General features: G+C 47.8%; 26 protein-coding genes. 13 read left to right on the top strand and 13 right to left on the bottom strand.

Annotated features, from left to right (window positions below; all coding sequences use genetic code 11):
* Positions 1-17: 17 nt before the first annotated feature.
* From ACO6VG_RS06280 to ACO6VG_RS06260, 5 genes are all read right to left on the bottom strand, one after another.
* Positions 18-1226, bottom strand: coding sequence for a diacylglycerol/lipid kinase family protein (locus ACO6VG_RS06280; protein ID WP_422473179.1), 1209 nt, complete (start codon positions 1224-1226; stop codon positions 18-20).
* 194 nt (positions 1227-1420) lie between these two features.
* Positions 1421-2599 (bottom strand): diacylglycerol/lipid kinase family protein, encoded by a 1179-nt coding sequence (locus tag ACO6VG_RS06275; RefSeq protein WP_422136127.1) that lies wholly within the window; start codon positions 2597-2599, stop codon positions 1421-1423.
* A gap of 152 nt (positions 2600-2751) precedes the next feature.
* Positions 2752-4080, bottom strand: coding sequence for a diacylglycerol/lipid kinase family protein (locus tag ACO6VG_RS06270; RefSeq protein ID WP_422473177.1), 1329 nt, complete (start codon positions 4078-4080; stop codon positions 2752-2754).
* A gap of 154 nt (positions 4081-4234) precedes the next feature.
* Entirely contained in the window at positions 4235-5395 is a 1161-nt protein-coding gene (locus ACO6VG_RS06265) for a diacylglycerol/lipid kinase family protein (protein WP_422139419.1), read from the bottom strand.
* Positions 5392-6174: an SURF1 family protein gene (locus tag ACO6VG_RS06260; RefSeq protein WP_422136124.1), complete on the bottom strand. Its 783-nt coding sequence runs from the start codon at positions 6172-6174 to the stop codon at positions 5392-5394. The genes ACO6VG_RS06265 and ACO6VG_RS06260 overlap by 4 nt, the downstream gene beginning before the upstream one ends.
* A 139-nt stretch (positions 6175-6313) precedes the next feature.
* On the opposite strand from ACO6VG_RS06260, the gene ACO6VG_RS06255 reads away from it, so the two are divergent.
* Positions 6314-6529 (top strand): twin transmembrane helix small protein, encoded by a 216-nt coding sequence (locus ACO6VG_RS06255; RefSeq protein WP_422136123.1) that lies wholly within the window; start codon positions 6314-6316, stop codon positions 6527-6529.
* Positions 6530-6579: 50 nt separating this feature from the next.
* Here the strand turns inward: ACO6VG_RS06255 and ACO6VG_RS06250 are convergent, their stop codons facing one another.
* The 4 genes from ACO6VG_RS06250 to coxB are packed head-to-tail and all read right to left on the bottom strand — an operon-like array spanning position 6580 to position 10853.
* Entirely contained in the window at positions 6580-7476 is an 897-nt protein-coding gene (locus ACO6VG_RS06250) for a cytochrome c oxidase subunit 3 (RefSeq protein ID WP_422139418.1), read from the bottom strand.
* Between the two features lie 10 nt (positions 7477-7486).
* Complete coding sequence (locus ACO6VG_RS06245) at positions 7487-8116, bottom strand: cytochrome c oxidase assembly protein (RefSeq protein WP_422442043.1); 630 nt, start codon at positions 8114-8116, stop codon at positions 7487-7489.
* Positions 8056-9657: a cytochrome c oxidase subunit I gene (ctaD, locus tag ACO6VG_RS06240; RefSeq protein WP_422136120.1), complete on the bottom strand. Its 1602-nt coding sequence runs from the start codon at positions 9655-9657 to the stop codon at positions 8056-8058. The genes ACO6VG_RS06245 and ctaD overlap by 61 nt, the downstream gene beginning before the upstream one ends.
* 11 nt (positions 9658-9668) lie before the next feature.
* Positions 9669-10853, bottom strand: a complete 1185-nt coding sequence (gene coxB, locus ACO6VG_RS06235; protein ID WP_422140060.1) for a cytochrome c oxidase subunit II — start codon at positions 10851-10853, stop codon at positions 9669-9671.
* A gap of 1262 nt (positions 10854-12115) precedes the next feature.
* Here coxB and ACO6VG_RS06230 point away from each other — a divergent pair.
* Positions 12116-12766 (top strand): hypothetical protein, encoded by a 651-nt coding sequence (locus tag ACO6VG_RS06230; RefSeq protein ID WP_422136119.1) that lies wholly within the window; start codon positions 12116-12118, stop codon positions 12764-12766.
* A 135-nt stretch (positions 12767-12901) separates the two neighbouring features.
* Here the strand turns inward: ACO6VG_RS06230 and ACO6VG_RS06225 are convergent, their stop codons facing one another.
* Both ACO6VG_RS06225 and prlC read right to left on the bottom strand, forming a co-directional pair.
* The gene (locus ACO6VG_RS06225; protein WP_422411752.1) at positions 12902-13159 is read right to left on the bottom strand and encodes a YheV family putative zinc ribbon protein; all 258 of its coding nucleotides are present in this window, start codon (positions 13157-13159) and stop codon (positions 12902-12904) included.
* Between the two features lie 116 nt (positions 13160-13275).
* Positions 13276-15324, bottom strand: coding sequence for an oligopeptidase A (prlC, locus tag ACO6VG_RS06220; protein ID WP_422136117.1), 2049 nt, complete (start codon positions 15322-15324; stop codon positions 13276-13278).
* A 277-nt stretch (positions 15325-15601) separates the two neighbouring features.
* Here prlC and ACO6VG_RS06215 point away from each other — a divergent pair, with 277 nt between their 5' ends.
* From ACO6VG_RS06215 to oppF, 10 genes are all read left to right on the top strand, one after another.
* Positions 15602-15892 carry a DUF2442 domain-containing protein gene (locus tag ACO6VG_RS06215; protein ID WP_422473175.1) on the top strand — a complete coding sequence of 97 codons (291 nt, stop codon included), beginning with the start codon at positions 15602-15604 and terminating at the stop codon, positions 15890-15892.
* Positions 15889-16428, top strand: a complete 540-nt coding sequence (locus ACO6VG_RS06210; protein WP_422411748.1) for a gamma carbonic anhydrase family protein — start codon at positions 15889-15891, stop codon at positions 16426-16428. Before ACO6VG_RS06215 ends, ACO6VG_RS06210 begins: the two co-directional genes overlap by 4 nt.
* 119 nt (positions 16429-16547) lie before the next feature.
* On the top strand, positions 16548-16769 hold the full coding sequence (locus tag ACO6VG_RS06205; protein ID WP_422136114.1) for a hypothetical protein: 222 nt from the start codon (positions 16548-16550) through the stop codon (positions 16767-16769).
* Between the two features lie 66 nt (positions 16770-16835).
* Positions 16836-17267: a hypothetical protein gene (locus ACO6VG_RS06200; protein ID WP_422473173.1), complete on the top strand. Its 432-nt coding sequence runs from the start codon at positions 16836-16838 to the stop codon at positions 17265-17267.
* 158 nt (positions 17268-17425) lie between these two features.
* The gene (locus tag ACO6VG_RS06195) at positions 17426-18016 is read left to right on the top strand and encodes a YhgN family NAAT transporter (RefSeq protein WP_317144210.1); all 591 of its coding nucleotides are present in this window, start codon (positions 17426-17428) and stop codon (positions 18014-18016) included.
* A gap of 663 nt (positions 18017-18679) precedes the next feature.
* Complete coding sequence (locus ACO6VG_RS06190; RefSeq protein ID WP_422411745.1) at positions 18680-20326, top strand: peptide ABC transporter substrate-binding protein; 1647 nt, start codon at positions 18680-18682, stop codon at positions 20324-20326.
* A gap of 176 nt (positions 20327-20502) precedes the next feature.
* Entirely contained in the window at positions 20503-21429 is a 927-nt protein-coding gene (oppB, locus tag ACO6VG_RS06185) for an oligopeptide ABC transporter permease OppB (RefSeq protein ID WP_422473171.1), read from the top strand.
* 42 nt (positions 21430-21471) lie between these two features.
* A complete protein-coding gene (oppC, locus tag ACO6VG_RS06180; RefSeq protein WP_422476259.1) occupies positions 21472-22392 on the top strand; it encodes an oligopeptide ABC transporter permease OppC in 921 nt (306 codons plus the stop codon).
* Between the two features lies 1 nt (position 22393).
* On the top strand, positions 22394-23389 hold the full coding sequence (locus ACO6VG_RS06175) for an ABC transporter ATP-binding protein (RefSeq protein WP_422411742.1): 996 nt from the start codon (positions 22394-22396) through the stop codon (positions 23387-23389).
* Complete coding sequence (oppF, locus tag ACO6VG_RS06170; RefSeq protein ID WP_422473169.1) at positions 23386-24411, top strand: murein tripeptide/oligopeptide ABC transporter ATP binding protein OppF; 1026 nt, start codon at positions 23386-23388, stop codon at positions 24409-24411. Before ACO6VG_RS06175 ends, oppF begins: the two co-directional genes overlap by 4 nt.
* 43 nt (positions 24412-24454) lie before the next feature.
* Here the strand turns inward: oppF and ACO6VG_RS06165 are convergent, their stop codons facing one another.
* Positions 24455-24937: a DUF29 domain-containing protein gene (locus ACO6VG_RS06165; RefSeq protein WP_422136107.1), complete on the bottom strand. Its 483-nt coding sequence runs from the start codon at positions 24935-24937 to the stop codon at positions 24455-24457.
* Between the two features lie 78 nt (positions 24938-25015).
* Here ACO6VG_RS06165 and ACO6VG_RS06160 point away from each other — a divergent pair, with 78 nt between their 5' ends.
* Positions 25016-25171 carry a hypothetical protein gene (locus tag ACO6VG_RS06160; protein WP_422136106.1) on the top strand — a complete coding sequence of 52 codons (156 nt, stop codon included), beginning with the start codon at positions 25016-25018 and terminating at the stop codon, positions 25169-25171.
* 29 nt (positions 25172-25200) lie between these two features.
* Here ACO6VG_RS06160 and ACO6VG_RS06155 read toward each other — a convergent pair whose 3' ends face one another.
* Positions 25201-26505 (bottom strand): ATP-binding protein, encoded by a 1305-nt coding sequence (locus tag ACO6VG_RS06155; protein WP_422473167.1) that lies wholly within the window; start codon positions 26503-26505, stop codon positions 25201-25203.
* Positions 26506-26955 lie beyond the last annotated feature (450 nt).

Raw genomic sequence — 26955 nt, 5'->3', positions numbered from 1 at the left:
CCCGGTTGATTAGATAGTCACATTTCTGCACTCAAAATATAAAAGGAATCCGGATCATCCCCGGCTCCGTCAAGGTCCATGAGGGCATAACCGAGTTCTCCATATTCGGGAGGTCTCATAAACCGGAACGCTGACGACAACCAGGTTATTTGTGCCGGTGTTTGCAGTGAAATATCACCATCGACCTGAATAGACAGCGGTGTCTCATCCTGATGTTGAATGCCCAGTTGAGTAAAAACAAGCTCCCGTTGACCTGACCAATTGCGTAATTTCTGCATATTCGTCCGAGTCAGACCTGACCAATTGAGTAATCTCTCCATAGTCATCTGAATAAGTGTCCAAATGGGATGCGTCCTCTGATGACTATAAAGCAGCTTTCCCCGCGTACAGATCGGGAGCATGTAATTAAAAAGGGCGATTCCACCTCCGAACGTTGGCCCTGTACTTGCGGCCAGAAAATTCAATGGAATATTGAACCTGCCATTATCAGTAGTGCACCTGACTATGGGTGTATTCCATCTCATCGCTGAACTGATGGCTAACATTGCAGAGGCCATACTTCTGGGTGAGTATCTGAGCAGTCGGCTTGGTCGTTTACCACTGTTGTGGTCGTCTTTCTTTTTTTTCATCTGGGTCGCCATACCCAGATCAAACTCGCTCACTGCCAGAACCGTTTTCTTCTCGCAGCTGCCTCCTTCACAACCTTCAATTTTATAGGCACCAAAGCGCATAGGAGTGCCATATACCAATGTCCGAAGGGCATGCATCGGTTTACCCAATCGGAGTGTATTCGCAATGTCGTTTCCCTTACCCGCCGGTATAACACCGATAACAACTTGTGGTTTACCTTCAAGACCCTGAACCACCTCATGGATAGTGCCATCGCCACCAACAGCAACAATCAATAACTGATCTTCCTGATCGTGTTGCACCTGTTGCCAGTCCAGATATGCCTGCATTGCCAGTTCCGTTGCATGACCCGCATGTTCTGTAAAAAAAACGTTATATGTCGCTTGTACCGCAGCTGCAGCCTGGTCTTGTGAGCCGACTGCTGTATAGTGCTGGTCGACCGCTTCTTCAATTCTGTCCCAGACCCTCCAACCTTTACCATTATTACTGGCAGGATTGACGATAAAGCAGGCGTGACGAATCGTTGCAAATCCATATACAGGAATAAGAAACACAAAAAGCAGCAGGACATATAAATAAAAAACTCGACTACTCACAGTAAACCATCCCCTTTTCTGTCAGTCACGGATACCTGTTTTTGTTGGCATTGATCCGGGCCTGGCGGTGGCAATTGCCATAGATACAAACCCAGCCATTAAAAACCATTGGATAGCTTAGCTGAGGTTTTTCTGAGAAACAGTCTGATAGCCACACTGAAAATTTAAATGGAACCCTGCTTTTTCCTGGCTCTTTAATCCTCCACTTCATCGAGATACATCAGGGCATGACCGAGTTCTCCATGTTCGGGAGGTCTCATAAACTGGAACAACCCCCTCAGCCAGGTTATTTGTGCGGGTGTTTGCAGTAAAATATCACCATCGACCTGAATAGACAGAGGTGTCTCAACCTCGTTTTCAATATTCAGTTGAGTAAAGCAAAGCCGCTGCATACCTGGCCAGTGGAATAATCTCCCAATGGTCATCTTGATAAGTCTCCAAATGAGGTGCGTGCTTGTCTCCATGTTAATCTGAATAAGTGTCCAAACAGGATGAGTCCTGTGCTGATTATAAAGCAGCTCTCCAAAGAATCTGGACGGTCCCATATCGTTATAAAGGGTAAGCCCGCCTCCTACCGTCGGCCCTGTCCCTGCTGCCAGAAAATTCAAGGGGATATCATGATAGCTTCCACGATCAAAACGACACCTGACATTGGGTGTATTCCATCTCATTGCTGAACTGAAGGCTAACATTGGATAGGCCATACTTCTTGGTGAATATCTCAGCAGTCGGCTTGGTCGCTCACCACTGTCGTGTTCATCTTTCTTTTTTTTCATCTGGGTCATCACACCCAGCTCAAACTCATTCACTGCCAGAACCGTTTTCTTCTCGCAACTGCCTCTTTCACAACCTTCAATTTTGTAGGCACCAAAAGGCATAGGAGTGCCATAAACCAATGTCCGAAGGGCATGCATCGGTTTACCCAATCGGAGTGTTTTCGCAATGTCGTTTCCCTTACCCGCTGGTATAACACCAATAACAACTTGTGGTTGACCTTCAAGACCCTGAACCACCTCATGGACAGTGCCATCGCCACCAACAGCAACAATCAGTAACTGATCTTCCTGATCATGTTGCCCCTGCTGCCAGTCCAGATATGCCTGCATTGCCAGTTCCGTTGCATGACCCGCATGTTCTGTAAAAAAAACGTTATATGTCGCTTGTAGCGCAGCTGCAGCCTGGTCTTGTGAGCCAACTGCTGTGTAGTGCTGGTCGACCGCTTCTTCAATTCTGTCCCAAACCCTCCAACCTTTACCATTATTACTGGCAGGATTGACGATAAAGCAGGCATGGCGAATCGCTGCAAATCCGTTTACAGGAATAAGAAATACAAAAAGCAGCAGAACATATGAATAAAAAACTCGACTATTCACAGTAAACCATCCCCTTTCTGTCGGTCACGGGTAACTGTTTTTGTTGGCTCTGTCCGGGCCCGACAGAGACATTTACCGGAGACACAGACCCAGCCATTGAATAGCGTAGCCGAGGTTTTTCTGAGAAATAGTCCCACTGCAATACTCAAAATTTACATGGAATCCTGCTTTTTCTTCGCTCTTTCGTCCTCGGCTTCTTCAAAGTACATGTCGAAATAATTGTAATCACCATATACGGGAGGTCTCATAAAATGGAACACTCCCGGCAACCAGGTTATTCGTGCCGGTGTTTGCAGTAAAATATCACCATCAACCTGAATATCCGGAGGTGGTTCCTTCACGTGCTCAATGTCCAGTTGATTAAACTGAGCCCGTTTGAGGCCTGACCAATTGAATAATCTCTGCATAGCCACCTGAACAAGTGCCCAAAGGGGTGGATCCCACTTCTCACCATAAAGCAGCTCCCCCTGCGAACTGTCTGCTCTGACACCATCCTGAAGGCCAAACTCGCCTCCGATTATAGGCCCCGTGACCCCTCCGGCCAGTATATTCAGAGGGATATGGAATCTGCTACCCCCATTAATGCTGCACTTGACCATAGGTGTATTCCATCTCATTGTTGAAGCGAGGTCTGAGAGTGGATAGATCATATTTCCGGGTGAGTAACTCATCAGTCGACCCGATCGTTCACCGCTCCCGTAATCATTTTTCCTTTTTGTTAACTGATTCGTCACGCCCAGATCAAACTCATTGACTGCCAGAACCGTTTTCTTCTGGCAACTTCCTCTTTCACAGGCTTCAATTTTATACGCACCTAAAGGTTGAACGGCTCCATAAACCAGTGTCCGAAGGGCATGCATCGGGTCACGCAATTGAAGTGATCTTGCTATATTGTTTCCCGTACCCGCCGGTATAACCCCAATAATAACTTGTTGTCGATGAGCTTCTAAACCCTGAACCACCTCATGAACAGTGCCGTCTCCTCCCACTGCAACAATTAACAACTGATTCTCTAATAACTGCCTGGCCGAGGCGGACTTCAACGCCTTCCTCCCGGCTTCTTTATAATGTAATAACTTCTTCTTTAATAATTTATGCTCGTCCCCCTGCAGCTCCTGCTCCTGTTGCTCCCGCTGCTCCTGATGCCAGTTCTGATGAGCTTGGGTTGCCAGATCCGTTGCATGACCTGCATATTCCGTAAAAAACACTTCAAATGTCGCTCGATCCTGAGCAGCAGCCTCGTCCTGTGAGCCTACTGCTGTGAAATAATGATTGACAGCCTGTTCAATACTTTCCCAGACTCTCGCACCCTGTCCATTATTACTGGCTGGATTAACGATAAAGCAGACGTGGCGGATATCTGCCAATATGCTTTTCGGAATCTCTAGATATGGGTTTCCCGGAATCACCGCAAATCCGTTTTTCGGAACAAGAAATACAAAAAGCAGCAGTCCATATAAATAAAAAATTCTGCCAGTCACGTTGAGCCATCCTAATTTCTGTAAGTACCGGAACTTTTTTATGCGGTTTTTGCCAGCTTCCAGAAGACTGATGTCTCCATCTGCAATAGGACCCACCATTAAAAACCATTAGACAGCTTAGACGAAGTTTTTCCGTGTAATGTTCAAGCCCTACTTAACGTTTAAAAAATTCAAGTAAAGTCAGCTCTTCTTCACGACGCATTGCCTCATAACCGAAATCACCGGGTTCAGGGGGTCTCATAAACTGGAATACTTCTGGCACCCAGGTTACTTGTGCCGGGGTTTGCAGCAAAATATCACCGTCAACCTGAATATTCTGAGGTGCCTGACCGTGCCCAATGTCCATTTGAGTAAACCAAGTCTGTTGCAGAGCTGACCGATTGAATAATCTCTGCATGGTCATCTGAAAAAGTGTCGAAATCGGGTGAGCCCTCCGCTGATTGTAGAGCATCTGTCCCTGGTCACTGTTCGGACGCATACCATTAAAAAGTCTGACTCCACCTCCAATCGTTGGCCCAGTTCCCGCTGCCAGCAGATTCAGGGGGATATTGAAGCTGCTACCGCCATCAATACTGCAATCGACTGTAGGTGCATGCCATCTCATTGCTGAACTGAGGGCTGACATTGTATAGACCATTCTTCTGGGAGAGCATCTCAGCAGTCGGCTTGGTCGCTCGCCACTGTCGTGTTCGTTTTTCTTTTTTGTCGCCTGAGCCGTCACACCCAGATCAAACTCGTCCACTGCCAAAACCGTTTTCTTCTCGCAAGTTCCTCTTTGACAACCTTCAATTTTGTAGGCACCAAAGGGGGCAGGTCTTCCATAAACCAGACTCCGAAGGGCATGCATGGGATTACCCAAACGAAGTGTTCTTGCTATATCATTCCCCGTACCTGCCGGTATAATCCCTATAACGACTTGCGGCTGTTGATTTTCTAAACCCTGAACCACCTCATGGACAGTGCCATCCCCGCCAACGGCAACGATCAGTAACTGATCTCCATGAGCGTGTCGCCCTTGCTGCCAATTCCGGTATGCCCGAAGTGCCAGTTCCGTTGCATGACCAGGGTGCTCCGTAAAAGACACCTCATATGTCGGCCCTAACGGAGAAGCAGCCTGGTCCATAGAGCCGCTTGCTGTATAGTATTGGTAATGGTCGAGGGCTTCCTTAATACTGTCCCAGACTTTTTCCCCCTGGCCATTATTACTGGTGGGATTAACAATAAAACAGGCGTGGCGAATTTCTGCAAATCCATTTTCCGGAATAAGGAATATAAAAAACAGCAGGCCACATAAACAAAAAATTCTGCTAATCACAGTGAATCATCCTCTTTTGCATCAGCTGCGGACACCTCTTTATGGTGCTTTTGTTGGCTTTGACCCAAGCCTGAACATAGCATCTGCCAGAGATAGAGAAAGAGCAGGACCAGAGCCATCAGGAACCATTGAATAGCGTAGCCGAGATGTTTCTGAGAGGTAGTTTTCATTGTCAGGGGGCGTATCAGATAAGCGCCGGGCTGATTCTGTTCCAGCTTCAGAATATATAGAGGTAGCGTCTGCCCCAATGCTTCCCCCATTCGGTCAAAGTGGATGGCCTGAATACGTTTGGGCCACTCTTCATGCCAGATATCTTCACCCAGCGTGAACGGATTCCCCAATAACCGATAGAGTTTGCCCGTTAACTCAAGTTCTCCATCAGGTGTCTTGATTTCCGGCAAACTGTCTCTGGATTGAGCAGGTATCCAGCCTCTGTTGACCAACAAGTACTGACCATCATTGGCCAGAAAAGGCATGATCAGGTCGTAACCGGCACGACCTTCGTGAATCTGGTTATCGAGAAAAAAAGCCCGACCGAAAATAAAACGACCACGGACGTTTATCGGCAGATACATGGCATCAGAGTAGCGGCTGATATCAGACAGGCTGAGAGCGGGCATGGTCTGTCGTTCTGCCAGGGTCTGCTCAAGCTCAAGCTTCTCCTGGTATCGGGACATCTGCCAGAACCCCAGTTTGATCAGCAGGGGCAAAAGCAGCAACACCAATAGCGACAACTTAACGCGATAGCTCTTAAGGGATCGATAGCTATACTTCAACATCGGGTGCTCTACCAAACTCCGCTGTTATTCTGATCTGAATGCCTTTAACGTAAGAAAAAACATGTGCGACACAGATTGATTTAACAATCGGTTAAGCAAACCGTTTTTCATCAACTCAGGCATCAGCAGGGAGCGTAATATGTGGTTAAAAATTATTATTGTTGTTCTTTTTCTTGCCGTACTCTTCTGCCTGGGCAGAGGCATGTACTTTCTACTTAAAGGTGATGGCGGTTCCGCCAAACTGGTAAATTCACTCACCGCCCGGGTTGGCCTGACCGCCCTGATCATGTTGATCATTGTGGTGGCCTGGCTGTTTGGAGATGTTCACAGTAACGCTCCCTGGCTGTACCGCTAAACGACGAAAGTCGTTAGCTTCCACCTCTTCCCGGAAATGTCGGGCTCTCCTCATATCAGATAAACAAAGATAAACAGGCCGAGCCAGACCACATCAACAAAGTGCCAGTACCAGCTGGATGCCTCAAAAGCAAAATGGTTATCCGGCTTAAAATGCCCTTTATAGATACGAATCAGCATGATCAGCAACATTATGGCACCCAGGGTGACATGTGCCCCGTGAAAACCCGTCAAAATAAAGAACGTTGAGCCATAGATACCCGCGCTCAGGGTCAACCCGAGCTCATTGTAGGCTTCGGCGTATTCTTCAGCCTGAAAGTAAAGGAAAGTAAAACCCAGAATCAGGGTGAGAATCATCCATACCTTCACCTTGGTTCTCTCTGCCTTTCTGAGGGCATGGTGTGCAATCGTCAGGGTAATACTGGAAGCGACCAGTAACAGGGTGTTCAGCAGAGGAAGATGGAATGGATCGATGACCCCTCGGGCTCCCGGGAATGTTTCATTATCCGGGTTGGTCATCAGCGGCCAGTCCGCTTCAAACTCTGGCCAGAGGTGTTCATGAGTGGAAGCACCGTCTCCCTCGCCGGCCAGCCAGGGAACGGCAAAGTAACGGATATAAAAGAGCGTTCCGAAGAAAGCCGCAAAGAACATGACTTCGGAGAAGATAAACCAGCCCATACTCCAACGGAAGCTGCGGTCCATCTGGTCACTGTAAAGACCTTTGCGGGACTCTTCGATGACATTACTGAACCAGCCAAAGATCATGTAAGCCATGATCAGGGAGCCGCCGAAAAACACATAATGTGCAAACGAATCTTTTACCCCGGCAGACATGTCGTTCATCATCATGCCTGCACCCAACAGCATGGTAAAAAGACCTATCGAGGCAATGATCGGCCACTTGCTCTGGGCCGGAACATAATAGGTACCTTCACCTTCTTGAGCCATCAGAATCTCCTCAGGACGGCAGTGTCCTCTCTCCCATTGTCGTCACATCAAACAAGGTGTACGACAACGTTAGTTTGGTGATATGCCGGGGTAATGCCTGATCCACAATAATTCTAAGCGGCATGATTTTTTCTTCGCCTGCTTCCAATGTCTGGGTGGTGAAGCAGAAACACTCTACCTTGTGCAGATAGTTGGTAGCCTGAAACGGTGAAACACTGGGAATGGCCTGACCGATCATTCGTTCGCCGGTCGGGTTGCGGGCAAAGAACTCCAGCTCGCCAACCTGCCCGGGGTGAACCACCACTTCTGTGACGCTGGGTTTGAAGTCCCAGCTCATCTCAGCATTGTTGGTTGCCACAAACTGCACTTTCACCTTCCGGCTGGTATCCACCTCAGCCGTTTCGGCATTGTAGCGGTATGGATTCGGATCGGTTTTGCCATTGAGTCCCGTTACCTTACAAAACACGTCGTATATGGGAACCATGGCAAAGCCGAAACCAAACATACCGCCAGCCACCAAGCCAGTCTTGATGACAGTTCTCCGCGACAGGTCGGCCGGGGTATCATCCTTCTCACTCATTACTTCACGTCCGGTGGTGTGGTGAAGGTATGGTAAGGTGCTGGCGAAGGCAGGCTCCATTCCAGACCTTCTGCACCTTCCCAGCTTTGAGCCTTGGCTTTCTCGCCGCCCCTGATGCATTTGATCACGATAAACAGGAACAGCAGCTGCGTGGTTCCAAACATAAAACCACCGATACTGGCAATCATGTTGAAGTCGGCAAATTGCAGGGCATAATCCGGAATACGGCGAGGCATACCCGCCAGCCCGATAAAGTGCATCGGAAAGAAGGTCAGGTTCATACCGATAAAGGACAGCCAGAAATGCGTCTTGCCCAGCGTCTCGTCATACATATGACCTGTCCATTTGGGCAACCAGTAATAGACCGCAGCAAAGATGGCAAAAATTGCACCGGGTACCAGTACGTAGTGGAAGTGAGCCACGACAAAATAGGTGTCGTGATACTGGAAGTCAGCAGGGGCAATAGACAGCATCAGTCCAGAGAAACCACCGATAGTAAACAGCACCACAAAAGCAATACTGAACAGCATGGGGGTTTCAAAGGTCATGGCGCCCCTGAACATAGTGGTAACCCAGTTAAAGACCTTCACTCCGGTAGGCACAGCAATCAACATGGTGGCGTACATAAAGAACAGTTCACCCACCAGCGGAATACCTACGGTAAACATATGGTGCGCCCAGACAATAAACGACAAAAAAGCAATACTTGCGGTGGCATAGACCATTGACGTATAGCCGAAGAGGGGTTTTCTGGCGAATGCTGGCAGAATGGCTGACACGATCCCGAAGGAAGGCAGGATCATGATGTACACTTCTGGATGTCCGAAGAACCAGAAAATATGCTGGAACAGAACAGGGTCGCCACCACCGCCTGCATTAAAGAAACTGGTGCCAAAGTGGATGTCCATCAGCATCATAGTCACAGCACCGGCCAGTACCGGCATAACAGCAATCAGCAGATACGCAGTAATCAACCAGGTCCATACAAACAGCGGCATCTTCATCATGGTCATGCCGGGTGCCCGCAGGTTCAGAATGGTGGCGATAATATTGATCGCCCCCATGATGGACGAGATACCCAGCATGTGGATGGCAAAGATAAAGAAGGTGGTTGACGGCGGCCCATAGGTGGTTGACAGAGGTGCGTAAAATGTCCAGCCAAAGTTTGGACCCCCGCCTTCCATAAACAGTGTGCTGATCAGCATCACGGCTGCAAAAGGCAGAATCCAGAAGCTCCAGTTATTCATTCTTGGCAGCGCCATGTCTGGCGCACCGATCATCAATGGAATCATCCAGTTAGCCAGGCCGACAAAGGCAGGCATGACCGCACCGAATACCATGATGAGACCGTGCATGGTGGTCATCTGGTTAAAGAAGCCGGGATCTACGATCTGCATCCCTGGTTGAAACAGTTCCGCCCGGATCACCATCGCCATAGCACCGCCGGTCAGGAACATAATAAAACTGAACCAGAGATACATGGTGCCAATATCTTTATGGTTCGTGGTTAGCACCCAGCGCATCAATCCCCTGGCAGGACCGTGATGGTCATGATGCTCGCTTGGCTTGTCATTTGCGCATGTGTCTGTCACAGCAGTCATGGTTGCATTCCTCACAGTCCAGCCTGATGTGTATTAGTATTCGGCTCATTCACCGCTGGCTTACTGACAGCAGCAGACCCGCCTGAAGCTTCAGCATCCGTCGCTTTGTACTCCCCGGTATTCTTGTATTCCAGAATTTGCTTCGGCGTGACCAGATCACCGGTATTATTACCCCAGGCATTTCTTTCGTAGGTAATGACTGCCGCCAGATCGACTTCGCTCAACTGGGCAGCAAAGGCCTGCATGGCGGTACCCTTCTTGCCGTTCAAGACAATATCGATATGCGCTTTGACCTGATCTTTCTCAACAGCCATTTTTGATCCTTTGAGAGCAGGAAACAGGGGCGGCATACCCTCACCATTGACCTGGTGACAGGCCGCACAGACTCTTTCGTAGGTGTTTTTTCCGCGCTCCATCAGCTCGGCCATAGTCCAGTTTTTACTGGTTAACTCACGCTCTTTAGCAGCCAGTGTTTTCTTCTCTGACAACCAGTCTTCATAGTCATCCGGTGACCTGACATCCACTACAATGGGCATAAAGCCATGATCCTTCCCACACAGTTCTGCACATTGACCACGATAAATTCCGGGACGTTCGACGTTGGTCCAGGCTTCGTTAATAAAACCCGGAATAGCATCCCGTTTAACGGCGAATGAGGGTACCCACCATGAATGAATAACATCTGCGGCAGTGACCAGGAAACGGATCTTTTTACCCGCAGGTAATACCAGTGGTTCGTCAACCTCCAGAAGATAGTTGGGGTCTTTGCTGCGAACGTTATAAATCTGTTCCGGTGTAGTTTTGAGATTACTGAAGAAGGACACTCCTTCTCCCAGATACTCATACTGCCACTTCCATTGATACCCGGTAATTTTGATATCAATTTCAGCTTCATCCGTATCGTAAATATCAATCAGTGTCTTTGTTGCCGGAATCGCCATGCCCACCAGAATTAATAGCGGGATGGTCGTCCACAGTATTTCTACAATCGTACTTTCATGGAAGGGATGGGGCTTAACGCCTCTTGATTTACGGTGCATGAAAATGGAGTAAAACATAACACCGAATACCAGAATGCCAATGACCACACAGATAATAAATATGGTCATGTGCAAGTCGTAAACCGAACGACTGACTGCCGTAACCCCCTCGGTCATATTGACTTTCCAATCAGCCAACAGACGGCTGGGCATCATAAAACCTGATAGTGTGGTCAGAAAAACCAGAAAGTATTGACCGACTCCCCCGGAAACAATAGAAGAGGGTCGTTTTCTGGAAGTTAAACAAGTGGAAGAAACCAGAACTTTTCCTGATCCGAGCGACAATAACGACCGGACTATTCGAAAAATGGCACCATACCGGAACCCCGCCACTGGCACCATCCGGGATGGGCGATATTTACCGCTCATGCTTTTCGTCCCGTTCATGGCAGTTTTTATCAAAAGAAAGAGAGCTAGTGCGTGCTGCATCATTCCCTTACATCCCCTGACTGTCCGCCCAGACAAGGCGGTGACTTATTATTATTGTTCAGCAGACCCAAGTCTTGCTTTCAGAGGCGACGGGGCAGCAAGCATCCGGACATCCCCGAGCAATGCTTACTGACTTGACTAGTTGTCGTTACCGGACAGGAGCCACACAGCATCTTGCCAGAAAAACTGCAATACACTTTAACTATCAGAGCTAACTACCAGAGCTGCTGATTTACAGAGATTTCAGCCAACCGTCTACCTGTTATTTCTTTTTCGCTGTGGAGAAAGAAATAACCCGGTTCAGGCTATCTGCGGAAAGTCAAAGTGCCAATATTCAATCGCAAGAGAGCGCTAAGTAACCGACAACGTCATACTACTTCGGACCCGACCTGCAAAACCTACTGCACAGGAACACCCTGCAAATAACAATACCCGTGAGACGCATTGAGTGATTCATTCAACCTGACAATGATCGCTCATCAAGTATAGTCCCAGAACCTCATTAAACAACATGATTGCACAAAATGAAAAGAGTCTTGTCAAAAAATACCTTTAATAAGAAATTGCCACTTGTCGTTTAAAATAAGGTAACGTGAATTCAATGGAAAGAATACCTGTTTAGACTTTTTTCGATCACTCTTATTGAGTCAGCACAACTTTGTAACGCCTGTCACAGATACAAACATCCATTCATCTTCTTTATGATATTTTTATTACACCTCGAAATGGGTGGATCAGAACCAACTTTCAGAGCCTGTTTAAGCATATGTAGTGTGTCATTTTTTTGACTGCACAAGTGCTTGCACTTTTTCATTTTTGTCGTAATTTACAGTCTTTTTTAAATTCTAATTTAATGAATAAAAGATCTTTGTATTATGAAAAAGAGGTATTTAAAAAAGCTTGAGTTCTTGTTGGTACTATGGTCTTTTTAACACCTTCACGGTGACGTTGCAGTACCCAAATTAATAGCAACCGCAACGGAGACAATCATGGACGTAGTGGCAATTAATAATCTGATCGATTGTGCCCGAAAGCATGAAGAGGGCTCAAGCCACCTTCAGTCGCTTGTCTGTCAACAGGTGGAGCAGTTGCACCACACAATCGAACTTCCCGACGACATGGCCAGTGAGACACTGCTGAAGTTTGCAGTTGAATACATTGATCATGTACCTGACTTTCTTGAAGCGCTGGATCAGGCTTCAAAGGAACTGGACATTGAGGCTTTCATTTCCCCTTTTCTAAGCATTGCCGAAGAGAACTTTCTGGCACCGGTTTTGCAGTCCCAAAATAATGTGGGGCTGTTTGATCTGCTGGATAAAGCCTACTTTACGCATCGACTGATTGAGGAAGTAAACGACAGTTACCTATCTCGAATCGGCTCTCCCCTGATCCCGATGAACATGACCTGGGCCAACCTGATCATTCATGCCATTCTGGGTGAAGAGTTTGGCAATGAGCTGGACAAAATCGTTGAGCAGACGGTCAGGCACATGATTCGTTCGCAGGAGCTTTATAACGATCGCATGTTCAAGGATTTCGTCAACAACCGCAATCCGGAGCAGTGGGTAACGACCTGGTCAAAATGGAATTGCCTGTCCAGCCGTATGGGTATTGAACTGAAGTTTACGTCAGCAGCCTGATCCGGGGCACTGACGATGAAGTAGACGTTAATGCAGAGGACTGTATTTGAACATCGCTTGTTAAACTCCAATAGCCATGGCGCATTTGCAAAGCAGCACAGCTGTGAGGGTTTATCATAACATCTGATTTCGAACTCAGGGTTGTTGATCCAGTATTCTTACGATCTGAACAGCGCTTTCCTTTTTAGCATCATCATCCGACTTCCTGTCTTCTGGGGAGACCCTCGTCACTGGTGGTTTCCCCGCAAGAGAAGGATCTTTTTCCATCACATCCGAATAATGGCATTCCACGCACTCGCGATAGTTTTCACCGTTCTCGGCGTACATCCTCACCGAATCCTGCTGACCACAGGATGGACAGACGGCTCCGGCAATAAATCTTTTCGTTGTCATAGCTCTGAGGCCTACAGCAAACAGGTGCCACAGCGCATAAATGCCTATAGCACATAAAGAAATACCAAGACCCCGAGATCCCATGATCTCAGAGCCTTTCATTCAAAATTCTCTTTTCAGACAGAGATACCCGAATGGCGCAACAGAGCATCCACTTCTGGCTCCCGGCCCCGGAAATTTACAAACAGCTCCATGGGCTCCGCAGAACCGCCTTTTTCCAGAATTTCATGCAGGAAAGACTCACCGGTCTGGCGGTTGAATATACCCTCTTCTTCAAATCGGGAGAAGGCATCCGCAGACAATACCTCAGCCCATTTGTAGCTGTAGTAGCCCGCCGCATACCCTCCAGCAAAGATATGGCTGAAGCCATGCTGGAAACGATTGAAGGCCGGAGGCATAACCACAGAGACCTGACTGCGAACTTCATCCAATACCGCCTGAACCGTTTTCCCTTCACTCACGCTTTTTGAAAAGTCTTTATGCAGTTTGAAATCAAACAGTGAGAACTCCAGCTGACGCACCATCATCATGGCGGACTGGAAGTTTTTAGCGGCCAGTAATTTATCCAGTTTATCTTCAGGCAGAGGCTCGCCCGTTTCAAAATGGCCGGAGATCAAAGCCAGACCTTCTTCTTCCCAGCACCAATTCTCAAGAAACTGGCTGGGCAGCTCGACTGCATCCCAGGCTACGCCATTGATTCCGGATACGGCAGAATAATCGACCCGGGTCAGCATATGATGCAGACCGTGACCAAACTCATGGAACAGGGTCACAACTTCATCATGGGTCAGCAGGGCTGGCTGATTACCAACGGGTGGCGTGAAGTTACAAGTCAGGTAAGCCACTGGCAGCTGAACTTTGTCGCCAATCCTGCGACGCACCCGGCACTCACCCATCCAGGCACCACCGCGCTTGTGTTCACGGGCATAGAGGTCGAGGTAGAAACGACCAATCACTTCGCCATCGCGAATAACATTGAAAAAGCCAACATCTTTGTGCCAGGTTTCAACGTCGGTGACCTTGTCAAAGGTAATTCCAAATAGGCGTTCCACGACAGAGAACATGCCATTCACTACTTTTTCTGACGGAAACCAGGGACGCAACTCTTCCTGAGAAATAGCGTAGCGCTGCTGTCTGAGCTTCTCGCCATAGTAGCCAATGTCCCAGGCCTGCAAATCTTCAGCACCGTGTTCTGCTTTGGCAAAGGCTTTCAGTTCATTCAGTTCTTTTTCTGCCTGAGGCTTGCTCTTACTGGCCAGATCTTCCAGAAACGCAACGACCTTGTCAGTGGAGTCAGCCATTTTGGTCGCCAGTGAGTATTCCGCATAGTTATTGAACCCCAGCAGTTCGGCCAGCTCCTGACGTAGCTTGAGGATTTCATTAATATTGCCTGAATTATCAAATTCACCCGCATTCGGACCCTGGTCCGATGCCCGGGTACTGAACGCTGTATAAACCTCTTCCCGCAACTCACGATTGTCTGCATAGGTGATCACCGGGAAATAGCTCGGAAAATCCAGATTCAGCATCCAGCCTTCGCTGTGACCTTTGGACTCAGCCAACTGTCTGGCGCCTGCCAATGCGGATTCAGGCAGGCCGACCAGCTCTGATTCATCGGTAATCAGTTTGGACCAGGCCATGGTGGCATCCAGAACATTGTCAGAAAACTTACTGGTCAGTTCAGAAAGACGTTTTTGAATGTCGCCATAACGAGCTTTTTTCTCTTGCGGCAGGGCAACACCCGCCAGTTTGAAATCCCGCAGATTATCGGTAATGACTTTTTTCTGAGCCTTATCCAGATTCTCGAACCCCTCTGACTCGGACAGCGTCAGATAGGCCTGATAGAGATCCTGATTCTGACCCAGCCATGTTGAATATTCGCAAAGCAGGGGAAGACAGGCATTGTAAGCATCTCTTAGCTCATCGGTATTGACGACAGCATTCATATGACCCACCGGTGACCAGGCCTGATTAAGCCTGTCTCCCAGACTGTCCATGGGTTCCTGAAGCGTCTTCCAGCTGAAGGTTTGATTTTTATCTGCCAGAAGTGCGTCTACCGCTTGCTCACTTTCGGCAATAATGGTCTCTACAGCCGGTTTTATATGCTCTGGTTTAATCTTGGCAAAAGGAGGCAGTTCGCAGGTTTCCAGCAGTGGGTTGCTCATAATTCAGATGCTCGCTGTTTATTGTCCAAACTGATGGTTCTTTTTATGTCTATGGGTGCAGGATTATCGGTTTTCAAGGACAATGCAATACTTGAAAGCGTTCTGCTTCGCGACAATAGTTGTCTAAAAGGCATTACTTTCTTTCAGTTTGAGCAATTGTTGTTCTAACTTTCCCTGTCTGAGAAACTATTGAGGCATGAGATGAGTCCAACTGTATTCAAGAAGAAGGGGTATCGTTTTTTCTGAGAGATTGAGAAACTGATCAAGGAGAAGCACTATGCCATCATCAACGCATGGAATATGCACTTCCGGAACTGAAGTGACAAATATCTCATCTCATGGCATCTGGCTAATGACCAGTGGCAAAGAGCTGTTCATGTCTTACGAAGATTTTCCATGGTTCAAGGACCAGCCAGTTAGCGCAATCATCAACGTTGAAGAACTCAGAAAAGGTCACTTCTATTGGCCAGATATTGATGTTGATCTTACTGAAACAATGATTGAATCTCCTGACCGTTTTCCTCTTAAAGCCCAGACAAAGAGCAAGCAAAGAAGTCAAACATCATGACAAGCCAATCCATCAGAACCTTCAGAGGTCATACCCCAGCACTGGGTGACCGGGTATTTATTGACGAAACCGCCCTGGTCCTGGGCGACGTAGAAATTGGTGAAGACAGCTCCGTCTGGCCCATGGCGGTGGTGCGCGGAGATATGCATCGCATCCGCATAGGCTCACGCACCAGTATTCAGGACGGTTCGGTGTTGCATATCACCCATGCCAGCGCGTTTAACCCCGATGGTTATCCGTTGATTATTGGTGATGAAGTGACGGTCGGTCACAAGGTCACCCTGCACGGTTGTACGATCCACAATCGCTGCCTGATTGGCATTGGAGCCGTGGTGATGGATGGCGTAGTGGTCGAGGAGGAAGTGATTGTCGCTGCGGGCAGCCTGGTGCCACCGGGAAAGCGACTGGAAAGCGGGTTTGTTTACAAAGGCAATCCAGCCCAGAAGGCTCGCCCGATCAGTGAAAAAGAGAAGGCCCTCTTCTCTTACGGTGCGGACAACTATGTGAAGTTGAAAAACGAATACTTGGGCCTTTAAAAGGTTATTAAAAATAAATTTAATATAATTAAAGTTTACTTTCGCCCAAAGTATTACAGACGCTTGAACTATCCAGACCTAATCTTCCCATATCAGCAAATGATTTGGGGAGATTCACCATGAGCGAAGCCATTAAGCCCATCAACACAGCAGCCACTCAACAGTCCCACTGGATCGCAGACAGCCAGATGGATAAGCAGGAAATCTACAACGCTGAAAAGCAGGCTGAGAAATTTCATGAAAACCTCAGCGCCCAAACCGCTGAACAGCATTCTGGATATATGAAAGATAAACAGGCAAGACTCGCATTATTGCTGAGCCAAAAGAATTTTGTTATTTGAGCCTATGCAGATTGACTGGGGCTGCTATGCTGTCAGCTCCATTCACGTAAACAGGTTCCATAATTCATGTCCCTAGAAGTAAGACTTGAAAAGCTTGAAACCCAGCATAGAAACCTTGACGCAGATGTGCACAGTCTGGCCAGGGTGTGTGCAGATATAAAAAACATCGCACTCACTAATCAGCATGATATTGCCGGATTGAAGTTAGATGTTTCCGGGGTGAAGACGGATCTCGCTGGTGTGAAAGCCTGCATAGCTGCATTGACAGAAGCCACCCACGCAGGGTTCAAGAGGGCGGATGAACAACACAATGAGTTCGTCAGGGAAACCCGCCAACGCTTTGATGAACATGACAAGCGCTTTGATGAACATGATAAGCGCTTTGACCAAGTCGATCAGCGCTTTGACAAAGTTGATGAGCGCTTTGACAAAGTCGATGAGCGCTTTGATCAGCTCGAGTTACTCATTCGTCAAAGAATTCCCAACACGCAAAACTAATCACTTTCGAAAACTCACCCTCTACAAAAAGCCCGCCAGATTTTAATGTCCGGGCTTTGTCGTGTAAAATCGACAAATCAGGATTGGTTTTTTTAAAGGCCAGATGTTATAAGCCCGCTCAATTTTTTTTATTCTAATTCTGAGTTTAAGCTGAACCGATGGAAATCTACTCCACAGCCATATTGCTGTTCCTGATTATGGATCCGCTCGGCAATATGCCAATCTTTATCTCTGTTCTAAAAGCTGTGCCCCCCAGGCGTCGGGTCAAAATTCTGATGCGGGAAATGCTGATCGCCCTGTTGATTCTGGTGATTTTCCTGTTTGTCGGCGATGCCATGCTGCAAGTACTCCATCTCAGGCAGGAAGCGGTCAGTATTGCAGGGGCGATTATCCTCTTTATTATCGCCATCAAGATGATTTTCCCTCCCAGCCGAGGGGGTGGCATCATGGGTGACACTCCCGATGGCGAGCCTTTCATCGTACCTTTGGCCATTCCTTTGATTGCCGGTCCTTCTATCCTGGCCACCCTGATTCTGTTGGGTAATCAGCACCCGGGAGAACAGGCTAAACTGGTGACGGCGTTGCTGATCGCCTGGGCTGCATCCGCCGCCATCCTGATGTGCTCAAATCAATTTATGAGAGTATTGGGCAACCGTGGTGTATTCGCTATTGAGCGACTGATGGGGATGATTCTGGTGATGCTTTCTGTGCAAATGTTTATGGATGGTATTGCCAAGTATCTGGGATAATTCCTAATCGTTTGGAGGCTGCAAAAAGTCAGCCTCCAATCTCAAAAGCCGTAAAAGTATCCTTAATTTATATCTTCCATACAAAATACTTATCGCCTGATGCGCTGCAAAAAAGGTGTAACTTTGCCAGCATAAAAAAACTGCATAACCCTTATGAAAAAAACTTATAACCATAGATTAAGGAAAAGTCAGTTTATTCACCTGTATTTTTATAAATTTCAACAAGTCTAACTTTTTTGAACGATTCAATTTTTACGCACATACGTTCAAAAACCTTCTTGATCCTTTTTACAACTTTTAGTTATATTCGGTTACCCGACCACTGTGATTCGGTTTTTCTGTATTAAAAACACATAATCCGAATAGTCGATGATCAGGGTCGGGGAAGATTTCCGTGATCTGCTTTTCGGGATCAATGCTACACCCGGCGGAATTGACGACAGTAGTCCATCAAATAAAAACAACCACCCAGTAGATGACTCTTTACTCAAGTTGAGAACATTGAACAAGGTGTTATAAAACGGCAATACACAGGATCGTGTGTTACTCGTCTTGCTCTGACACATCCGTCAGCAGCAACAGCACCCGCCCATTACCATAACTCCAATCAGAATTATGCGTTGACCGTTATCAGACCGGTCATCGAATGAAGGGGATAACAATATGAAGAAGCCATTCAAGGCTCTGACGCTTGCCGGCATTCCGGCTTTGACTCTGGCTGCCAGCATCATGGCCACCTCCAGCGCCAACGCCGCAATCGTTCCGGCAGGCACACAACTGGCACAGGTCCAGGAGCTGGTTCGCGGGAACGGTGCAGAGCCTGCCTCTCTGGATCCACAGAAAGTAGAAGGCTCTCCAGGCAATAAAGTTGTTAAAGATTTGTTTGAAGGTCTGGTAAACCAGGATGCTGAAGGCAATGTTATTCCCGGTCAGGCAGAAAGCTGGTCAATTTCCGACGATAACAAAGTATTTACCTTTAAGATTCGAGATACAGCAAAGTGGTCCAATGGAGACACTGTAACAGCCCATGACTTTGTTTTTGGTTTCCGAAGAGCTGTAGACCCAGTCACTGCGTCACGCTATTCCTGGTATATGGAAATTCCCACTATCGTTAATGCTTCTGAGATTATCAAAGGTGAACAGCCCGTTGAAAGTCTTGGAGTCAAAGCTCTTGATGATAAAACCTTTCAGGTAACGCTTGAAAAACCTGTACCTTACTTTATCAAAATGCTGGCTCACTACACTATGTTCCCTGCACCGGAGAAGGTTATAAAAAAATATGGAAATAACTGGACCAAGCCGGAAAATATAGTATCAAATGGCGCATACAAGATGGAAAAATGGGTTGTGAATGAACGAATTACATTGTCTCGCAATGCCCAATATTGGAATAATGAACAAACCGTCATTGACAAAGTCACTTTCCTGCCAGTCTCTGGCAATATTGAGCTTACACGCTACAAAGCAGGTGAAATAGACTTTACCAACGGCATAACACCTATTCCCGTCCAGCACTTTGCCAGCTTGCAGAAAAGCATTCCTGATGAAATAAAAATCACCCCAAGGCTCTCCACTTATTATTATGAGTTTAATGAGAAGGTTAAGCCTTTTGATGATGCTCGTGTCAGAAAGGCCCTTTCCTATGCAATCAATCGCAACGCTATTGCCAAGTATGTAATGAAACAAGGTGAAACACCTGCTTATACTTTCACACCTAAATCTGTAGCTGGTTTTATTCCACCTGAAATAGATTACAGCAAGATGACTCAAGCTGAGCGTGATAAAGAAGCCAAGCGCCTCCTGACAGAAGCCGGTTTCGGTCCTGATAATCCATTAGAATTTGATCTCCTCTACAACACTGATGAGGCACACAAACAGATAGCTATTGCCATCTCGCAGATGTGGAAGCCTTTAGGCGTTGAAGTCACACTGGAAAATCAGGAATGGAAAACCTTCCTCGATAGTAAAGATGAAGGTAAGTTTCAGGTTGCCAGAGCAGGGTGGGCAGGAGACTATAACGAAGCGTCGACCTTTCTTGATTTAAAAACATCCACTCATGGTCAAAACGATGGCAAGTTTAATAGTCGTGAGTATGATGCCTTAATGGAAAAATCCAGAACTGTTACTACAGACGAAGAGCGCGCCGAACTTTATCGCAAAGCAGAAGAAATACTTGCAGAGGATATGCCTTTAGCACCTATCGTTGAGTACACAACAAGCCGACTGGTTAAGCCATACGTCGGTGGTTACCCAATGAGCAATGTTGAGGACAACGTTTACACCAGAGATTTGTATATCAGGAAGCATTAATCTCTCTGGCGTGGAAAACCCCTGGTTCCCACGCTCTTGAGGGATGTCACAAAACCTCCGGTTGCCGGACTGAAGCCCGGCAACCGGAGGGTTGGTAACAGCCTCTCCTGCATGGAAACAAGTTTTACATACAGTCAGGGACACATAGTCGTCTAAGACTAACAAAGAGTGTACCTATGTTTATATTTATTCTGAAACGCATCGGCGTTGCCATTCCGACACTGTTCATTCTCGTACTTTTGTCGTTTTTTCTGATGCAGATGGCTCCGGGCAGTCCTTTCACGGGCGATTTCAATATGCCACCGGAAATCCTGGCCAACCTTGAAGCCAAGTACCACCTCGACAAGCCGCTCTGGCAACAGTTTGCCTATTACCTGAAAGACCTTCTGCAGGGCGACCTGGGACCGTCTTTCAAGTACAAGGATTACACCGTTAACGAACTGGTGGCCCAGAGCTTTCCGGTTTCCCTGACCATTGGCTCACTGGCGTTTTTATTCACCGTTATTGTGGGGGTTGGACTGGGAACTCTGGCAGCCCTGAAGCAAAATTCCTGGATCGACTACAGCATTATGACGTTCTCCATGGTGGGCGTCGTACTTCCTTCTTTTGTGATTGCGCCACTGATGGTACTGATCTTTTCCATCAGCCTGAAGTGGTTGCCTGCGGGTGGCTGGAACGATGGCAGCTGGCAGAACATGATTCTTCCTGTCGCCGCCATGGGTATTCTTTATGTAGCGGCAATAGCCCGAATCATGCGTTCCAGCATGATTGAAACCCTGAACAGCAACTTTATTCGTACTGCCAGGGCCAAGGGTTTGCCAAAGCATCACATGATTCTCAAACATGCCCTGAAACCCTCATTGCTGCCTGTTGTTTCTTATCTGGGTCCGGCTTTCGTCGGCATTATCACCGGCTCTGTGGTGATTGAAACCGTGTTTGGCCTGCCGGGCATGGGCCAGCATTTTGTCAATGGAGCACTGAACCGGGATTACTCGCTGGTATTGGGACTGACGATCATCATTGGTTCACTGACCATCCTGTTCACCGCTATCGTCGATATTCTCTATGGGCTGATCGATCCAAAAATCAGGGTGGGGGGTTAAACCATGGCGTCTATTTCCATGAAAACCGGCACTGTGAATAACATGGTGAAAAAAGAGAGCCACAAGGCTGTGGAAAACTTCTCCGAACAGCTTGCCAACGAGCGGTTGGAGATTGAAGGGCGCAGCCTCTGGGCCGATGCCCGCCGACGCTTTCTGAGTAACAAGGCCGCTGTCGCCAGTATGATTGTTCTGGCAGCGGTCACCTTGCTGATTATCTTTGGCCCTGCGGCCAGTCAGTTCACTTATGAAGAAATTGACTGGGCCAATATGGCTGCACCACCCTCTATGGAAACCGGACATTTCTTTGGTACCGACCACCTCGGTCGGGACCTTTTCGTACGGACCCTTGAAGGCGGACGAATCTCCTTCATGGTAGGTGCACTGGGGGCTCTGGTGGCCGTTATTATCGGAACCATTTACGGTGCCATGGCGGGCTTCCTGGGTGGCCGTGTTGATAACCTGATGATGCGGGCCCTGGAAATTCTTCAGTCTTTCCCGTTTATGTTTCTGGTTATTCTGATGATCACTTTCTTCGGACGCTCCATATTGCTGATCTTTATCGCCATAGGGGCCGTCTCCTGGCTGGATATGGCGCGTATCGTCAGGGGTCAGACCTTGAGCCTGAAGAGCAAGGAGTTTGTCGAAGCGGCCATCATCAGTGGCGCCAATTCCAGCCAGATTATTTTCCGTCACCTGATTCCTAACCTGCTCGGTATTGTGGTGGTTTACGCCTCCCTGCTGGTGCCCGGAATGATTCTGTTTGAATCCTTCCTGAGCTTCCTGGGACTGGGTGTACAGGAACCCATGACCAGCTGGGGTGCACTGGTCAACGAAGGCGCCATCTCTATGGAAGTGGCGGTCTGGCAGCTGGCCTTCCCGACCACTTTTCTGGTGATTACCCTGTTCTGTTTCAACTTTATTGGCGACGGGCTCCGTGATGCCCTGGACCCGAAGGATCGTTGATATGCAACTATTAGATGTCGATAACCTGCGGGTTCGATTTACGACACCCGACGGAGATGTCACAGCCGTAAACAATATGACCTTTTCTCTGAAGGCTGGTGAAACACTGGGCCTGGTAGGAGAGTCCGGGTCAGGTAAAAGTCAGACTGCTTTTGCTCTCATGGGGCTGCTGGCCAAAAACGGCATTATTGAAGGTTCCGCCAGGTTTGAAGGACAGAATATTCTGGCGCTGAGTGAGACTGAGCTGAATCGTATTCGTGCCCAGAAGATCGCCATGATCTTCCAGGACCCCATGACCTCGCTGAACCCTTACATGAAAGTAGGGCCTCAGCTGATGGAAGTTCTAAAGCTGCATAAAGGCATGAGTAAAAAAGAAGCCTTTGAAGAATCCGTAAAAATGCTGGATGCGGTAAAAATTCCTGAAGCTCGCAAGCGAATGAATATGTACCCCCATGAATTTTCAGGCGGCATGCGCCAGCGGGTTATGATTGCCATGGCATTGCTGTGTCGTCCCAAACTGTTGATTGCTGACGAACCGACCACCGCTCTGGACGTCACCGTTCAGGCCCAGATCATGGAGCTGTTGAATGAACTGAAGACCGAGTTCAACACCGCCATCATTATGATCACTCACGACCTGGGGGTGGTGGCCGGCATCTGTGACAAGGTACTGGTAATGTACGCCGGTCGTACCATGGAATATGGCACGACCAACGAGGTCTTCTATGATCCTCGTCATCCATATTCCCGAGGCCTGCTGGGTGCGATTCCACGACTGGATACACAGGGTGATTCGCTGCCCACTATTCCGGGCAATCCTCCGAACCTGTTGAGCCTTCCACAGGGCTGTCCTTTCCAGGAACGTTGCCCTCATGTCATACCACGTTGCCAGCAGGAAGCGCCGCCACTGGAGAGCTTTGGCGAAGGTCGTCAGAAAGCCTGTTTCTGGACACCCGACAACCCCGTTAATACTTCCGGCAGGGAGGTGGCAGCATGAGCCTTCAGCGGCCTATAAAAAGCCTTCAGCGAGCTATAGAAAGCCCTCAGCCTATTTTGAAAGTTCGGGATGTTAAGGTTCATTTCCCGATTCATAAAGCCAAAAACTGGCCCTGGGAGAAATCCCCGGTCCTCAAAGCCGTTGATGGTGTCAGTTTTGATCTCTTCGAAGGAGAAACCCTCGGTGTCGTGGGTGAGTCCGGTTGCGGCAAATCAACACTGGCCCGCTCGATCATTGGTCTGGTGAAGGCTACGGAGGGTAAAATTCTCTGGCAGGACGGCAATATTGCCGGGCTACCGGAAAAAGCCATGAAAAGTATCCGCAAGGATATCCAGATGATTTTTCAAGACCCTCTGGCGTCACTGAACCCGAGAATGACCGTAGGCGATATCATTGCCGAGCCTCTTCACAACTATTACCCGGATCTCTCGAAAGATGAGATTCTTTCCCGGGTTCGTGAAATGATGACCAGGGTGGGCCTGCTGCCTAATGTTATTAACCGTTATCCCCACGAGTTCTCTGGTGGTCAGTGTCAGCGTATTGGTATTGCCCGGGCACTGATTCTCAAGCCGAAACTGGTGATTTGTGATGAGCCGGTGAGTGCTTTGGACGTGTCCATACAAGCTCAGGTGGTTAACCTGCTGAAAGAGCTTCAGCAACAGATGGGACTGTCACTGATCTTTATTGCCCACGACCTGAGCGTAGTCAAGCACATCAGTGATCGGGTACTGGTGATGTACCTGGGTAATGAGGTAGAGACCGCCAAAGCCGAGCCAATGTATGATGCCCCCCGTCATCCTTACACCAAAGCTTTGTTGTCGGCGGTGCCTGTCCCTGATCCGAAAATGGAAAAAGAGAAGGAGATTGAACTGTTGGAAGGTGAACTGCCATCGCCTATCAACCCACCCAGCGGCTGTGTCTTCAGGACCCGTTGCCCGATAGCAGAAGCCAGCTGCGCCGAGCATCGTCCAAGACTGATGGATGTAGGCAACCAGCATTTTGCGGCCTGTCCCAAGGCCTGATTAACTTCTCACCTGTCTAATGGCAGGTGAGTCGTCTTGCCGTTTAGCCTTCCGGCAACCAATTCTCTGTCATGATTTGCTCAAAATCCCAGGGACAGCTCTCTGGAAAACTGCTCTCATCCAGTCTCTGATGGGGCTGGACGTAATCATTCATGGCCTGAATAGCCAGTTTCTTACCACTGGCGTAAGCGTCGTCAAATACCTCACAGACTTTATGATTCAGGTGGGAACGGTCCTGAAGCAGAATGACCAGCTGTTCCCTCTGTTCCCGGATAGTGCCTTTCCAGCTACGGCAGTTATAAGGCTCTGGAAGCACCGGATTAATGACTTGAGTCTGGTACTGGTATTTGAGCAAGTGCAGCAAGAGAGTCGTTAGCCTGGATCGAAGGGTGTTTCGATCATTGCCCATATCATCAAACTCCTCAATGACTCTCTCCAGATCAAGTTGATCAAAGCGCCGGTTGATCAAGTGATCTTTCTGTTGCTCTTTCCAGCGATAAAAGTCAGTTTCGTACAGGTTTTCCATAAGCTACCTCCATTGCTCTTCCACTTTAGGCAAAAACAAAAAGGGGAGCAAAGGCGAACTGAAGAAAGATTCCTACAGATGGGGCTGTCACTGATCTTTATTGCCCATGACCTGGGCGTAGTCAAGCACATCAGTGACCGGGTACTGGTGATGTACCTGGGTAATGAAGTAGAGACCGCCAAAGCCGAGCCGATATATGTCGCCCCCGTCATCCTTACACTAAAGCGTTGCTGACGGCAGTGCCTGTCCCAAGGCCTGAATCTTTACTTCTTGCCATATCTGCTGACGCAGATATGGCTCCCTTTCTCACCTGCAGAACAAAACAGGTAACTGACTGGCACAGCCACTAGCTGATCCGAGAAGGGCAGTACCCTGTCTCCGTTATAGACGATAACACCTCGTTGAATACATCCTGTTTTTATCAGCATTTCCTGAGCCGCAAACATTTCCTTCTTAATCGTTAAGCCTGCTTTCACTTCAATACCTGTCGCTCGTCCGCTACGTCCGGACAAAATAAAATCCACCTCTCGCTTGTTTTTGTCACGGTAATGGAACAATTGACAGTCCTCATCACTGACAACGATAGCTTTCAGCAATTCTGAGCAAACCCAGGTTTCCATCATTGGACCCATCAGATTTTTATCAGCCTGAAGCGAATCTTCATTGATACCTCTCAGCGCACAAAGCAGTCCAGTGTCCACAAAATGTATTTTGGCCTGCTTGACACTTCGTTTCAGCTCATTGCGATGCCAACCGGGAATTCGCTTCACCAGATAAAGATTTTCCAATGCCGAAACATACTTCTGTACCGATTTAATATCCATCTGCACAGCCTTTCCAAGACTGGCATAGTTCAAAGCATTTGATGAAATAGAGGCTAACCGTTTCAGTAGTTGAGCCATTTCATCCAGCTTTTGCAGCTGGAACACTTCTTTGATATCTCGCCGAACAATGGCATCGCTATAGGAAAGATGCCAACGAGCCCTCCGTCTTGGTGAACGTTGCTGAACTTCAGGATAACCGCCGCAGACAATCGCCGAGATAACGTCATCGTATCCAAAAGAAATCAAGGGCTTTGGAACAAAATCTGGAGACAAGAGTTGTTTAATAATATCGTTTTCATCACTACTGAATAAAGGCTGTTGCAGCTCAGGTTGACTGAACGGATACAGGGTCACGAACTCAACTCGACCAGCCAGAGAATCTGCCAGTGTGGGCAGCGTCATAAGATCAGCAGAGCCGGTCAGAATAAAAGAACCAGGCTGACGATCTTCATCTACTAACAATTTGATAGTACGCACCAGTTCAGGAGCCCTCTGAACTTCATCAATAATGACAGGGCGTAATTGATGACGCAGCAAGCCAATAGGATCATCACGGGCAATGGATAGAATATTTTCGTCATCCAAAGTTAGATAACTACCCTTTTCTATTAGCTCGGGCAGCTCCAGAAGATGCTTGCTCAGAGTAGTCTTTCCAGACTGTCTTGGGCCGGTTATCACCACTACGGGTGTATCAGTCAGACATTCCTGAAGGTACCGTTCAAGAGCTCTGGTAATGTAGGGCATATTTTCGACCAAAATGGATTTTAAACCCGACTATTATGGATTTTAGTTAAAACTAAAATGGATTTCATTTAAGACTATTATGGATTTTAGTTAAGACTAAAATGGATTTCCAATAAAGATATAATGAATTTAAATCACTCAGTCATATTGCCTGTCAGCTGGTTTGGGACGAAGCCCATGGCTCCGCAAGCCGGTCAGACTGAATGACTGAAAACCCGACATCACCCCTGAAGCGTACTGATTAATTATGTTTCAGGGGTTGTCATCTGGGCATTTCAAGGGTTTAATTCGCGCATTCTAAACAGCCCTGAGCTTGATCAACGATCGAGCCTTCCGGCAGAGTGAAACGCTTAATAAGTGCTTCCCATTCACTGTTGGTTCTTAATTTCCAGTTTCTCTATCCCTGTCCTGACTGGCTGGTTGGACCTTCCCGTTATTGAAGGTTGGTTT

Origin of the sequence: Endozoicomonas sp. ALB032, assembly GCF_049310125.1 — a bacterium.
Lineage (GTDB): Bacteria > Pseudomonadota > Gammaproteobacteria > Pseudomonadales > Endozoicomonadaceae > Endozoicomonas_A.
The sequence above is the reverse complement of the archived record's forward strand: the minus strand, read 5'-3'. Positions and strand labels throughout refer to the sequence as shown.

Excerpts from the sequence above, each read along its gene's own strand:
- ACO6VG_RS06250 (WP_422139418.1), bottom strand. The coding sequence starts at position 7,476 with ATGGCTCAAGAAGGTGAAGGTACCTATTATGTTCCGGCCCAGAGCAAG.
- ACO6VG_RS06200 (WP_422473173.1), top strand. The coding sequence starts at position 16,836 with ATGTCCCTAGAAGTAAGACTTGAAAAGCTTGAAACCCAGCATAGAAAC.
- ctaD (WP_422136120.1), bottom strand. The coding sequence starts at position 9,657 with ATGACTGCTGTGACAGACACATGCGCAAATGACAAGCCAAGCGAGCAT.
- ACO6VG_RS06215 (WP_422473175.1), top strand. The coding sequence starts at position 15,602 with ATGCCATCATCAACGCATGGAATATGCACTTCCGGAACTGAAGTGACA.
- ACO6VG_RS06260 (WP_422136124.1), bottom strand. The coding sequence starts at position 6,174 with ATGTTGAAGTATAGCTATCGATCCCTTAAGAGCTATCGCGTTAAGTTG.
- oppB (WP_422473171.1), top strand. The coding sequence starts at position 20,503 with ATGTTTATATTTATTCTGAAACGCATCGGCGTTGCCATTCCGACACTG.
- ACO6VG_RS06190 (WP_422411745.1), top strand. The coding sequence starts at position 18,680 with ATGAAGAAGCCATTCAAGGCTCTGACGCTTGCCGGCATTCCGGCTTTG.
- oppF (WP_422473169.1), top strand. The coding sequence starts at position 23,386 with ATGAGCCTTCAGCGGCCTATAAAAAGCCTTCAGCGAGCTATAGAAAGC.
- ACO6VG_RS06195 (WP_317144210.1), top strand. The coding sequence starts at position 17,426 with ATGGAAATCTACTCCACAGCCATATTGCTGTTCCTGATTATGGATCCG.
- prlC (WP_422136117.1), bottom strand. The coding sequence starts at position 15,324 with ATGAGCAACCCACTGCTGGAAACCTGCGAACTGCCTCCTTTTGCCAAG.
- ACO6VG_RS06210 (WP_422411748.1), top strand. The coding sequence starts at position 15,889 with ATGACAAGCCAATCCATCAGAACCTTCAGAGGTCATACCCCAGCACTG.
- ACO6VG_RS06205 (WP_422136114.1), top strand. The coding sequence starts at position 16,548 with ATGAGCGAAGCCATTAAGCCCATCAACACAGCAGCCACTCAACAGTCC.
- ACO6VG_RS06165 (WP_422136107.1), bottom strand. The coding sequence starts at position 24,937 with ATGGAAAACCTGTACGAAACTGACTTTTATCGCTGGAAAGAGCAACAG.
- ACO6VG_RS06255 (WP_422136123.1), top strand. The coding sequence starts at position 6,314 with ATGTGGTTAAAAATTATTATTGTTGTTCTTTTTCTTGCCGTACTCTTC.
- ACO6VG_RS06175 (WP_422411742.1), top strand. The coding sequence starts at position 22,394 with ATGCAACTATTAGATGTCGATAACCTGCGGGTTCGATTTACGACACCC.
- ACO6VG_RS06230 (WP_422136119.1), top strand. The coding sequence starts at position 12,116 with ATGGACGTAGTGGCAATTAATAATCTGATCGATTGTGCCCGAAAGCAT.
- ACO6VG_RS06225 (WP_422411752.1), bottom strand. The coding sequence starts at position 13,159 with ATGACAACGAAAAGATTTATTGCCGGAGCCGTCTGTCCATCCTGTGGT.
- oppC (WP_422476259.1), top strand. The coding sequence starts at position 21,472 with ATGGTGAAAAAAGAGAGCCACAAGGCTGTGGAAAACTTCTCCGAACAG.
- ACO6VG_RS06245 (WP_422442043.1), bottom strand. The coding sequence starts at position 8,116 with ATGGAGCCTGCCTTCGCCAGCACCTTACCATACCTTCACCACACCACC.
- ACO6VG_RS06155 (WP_422473167.1), bottom strand. The coding sequence starts at position 26,505 with ATGCCCTACATTACCAGAGCTCTTGAACGGTACCTTCAGGAATGTCTG.
- coxB (WP_422140060.1), bottom strand. The coding sequence starts at position 10,853 with ATGATGCCCAGCCGTCTGTTGGCTGATTGGAAAGTCAATATGACCGAG.
- ACO6VG_RS06160 (WP_422136106.1), top strand. The coding sequence starts at position 25,016 with ATGGGGCTGTCACTGATCTTTATTGCCCATGACCTGGGCGTAGTCAAG.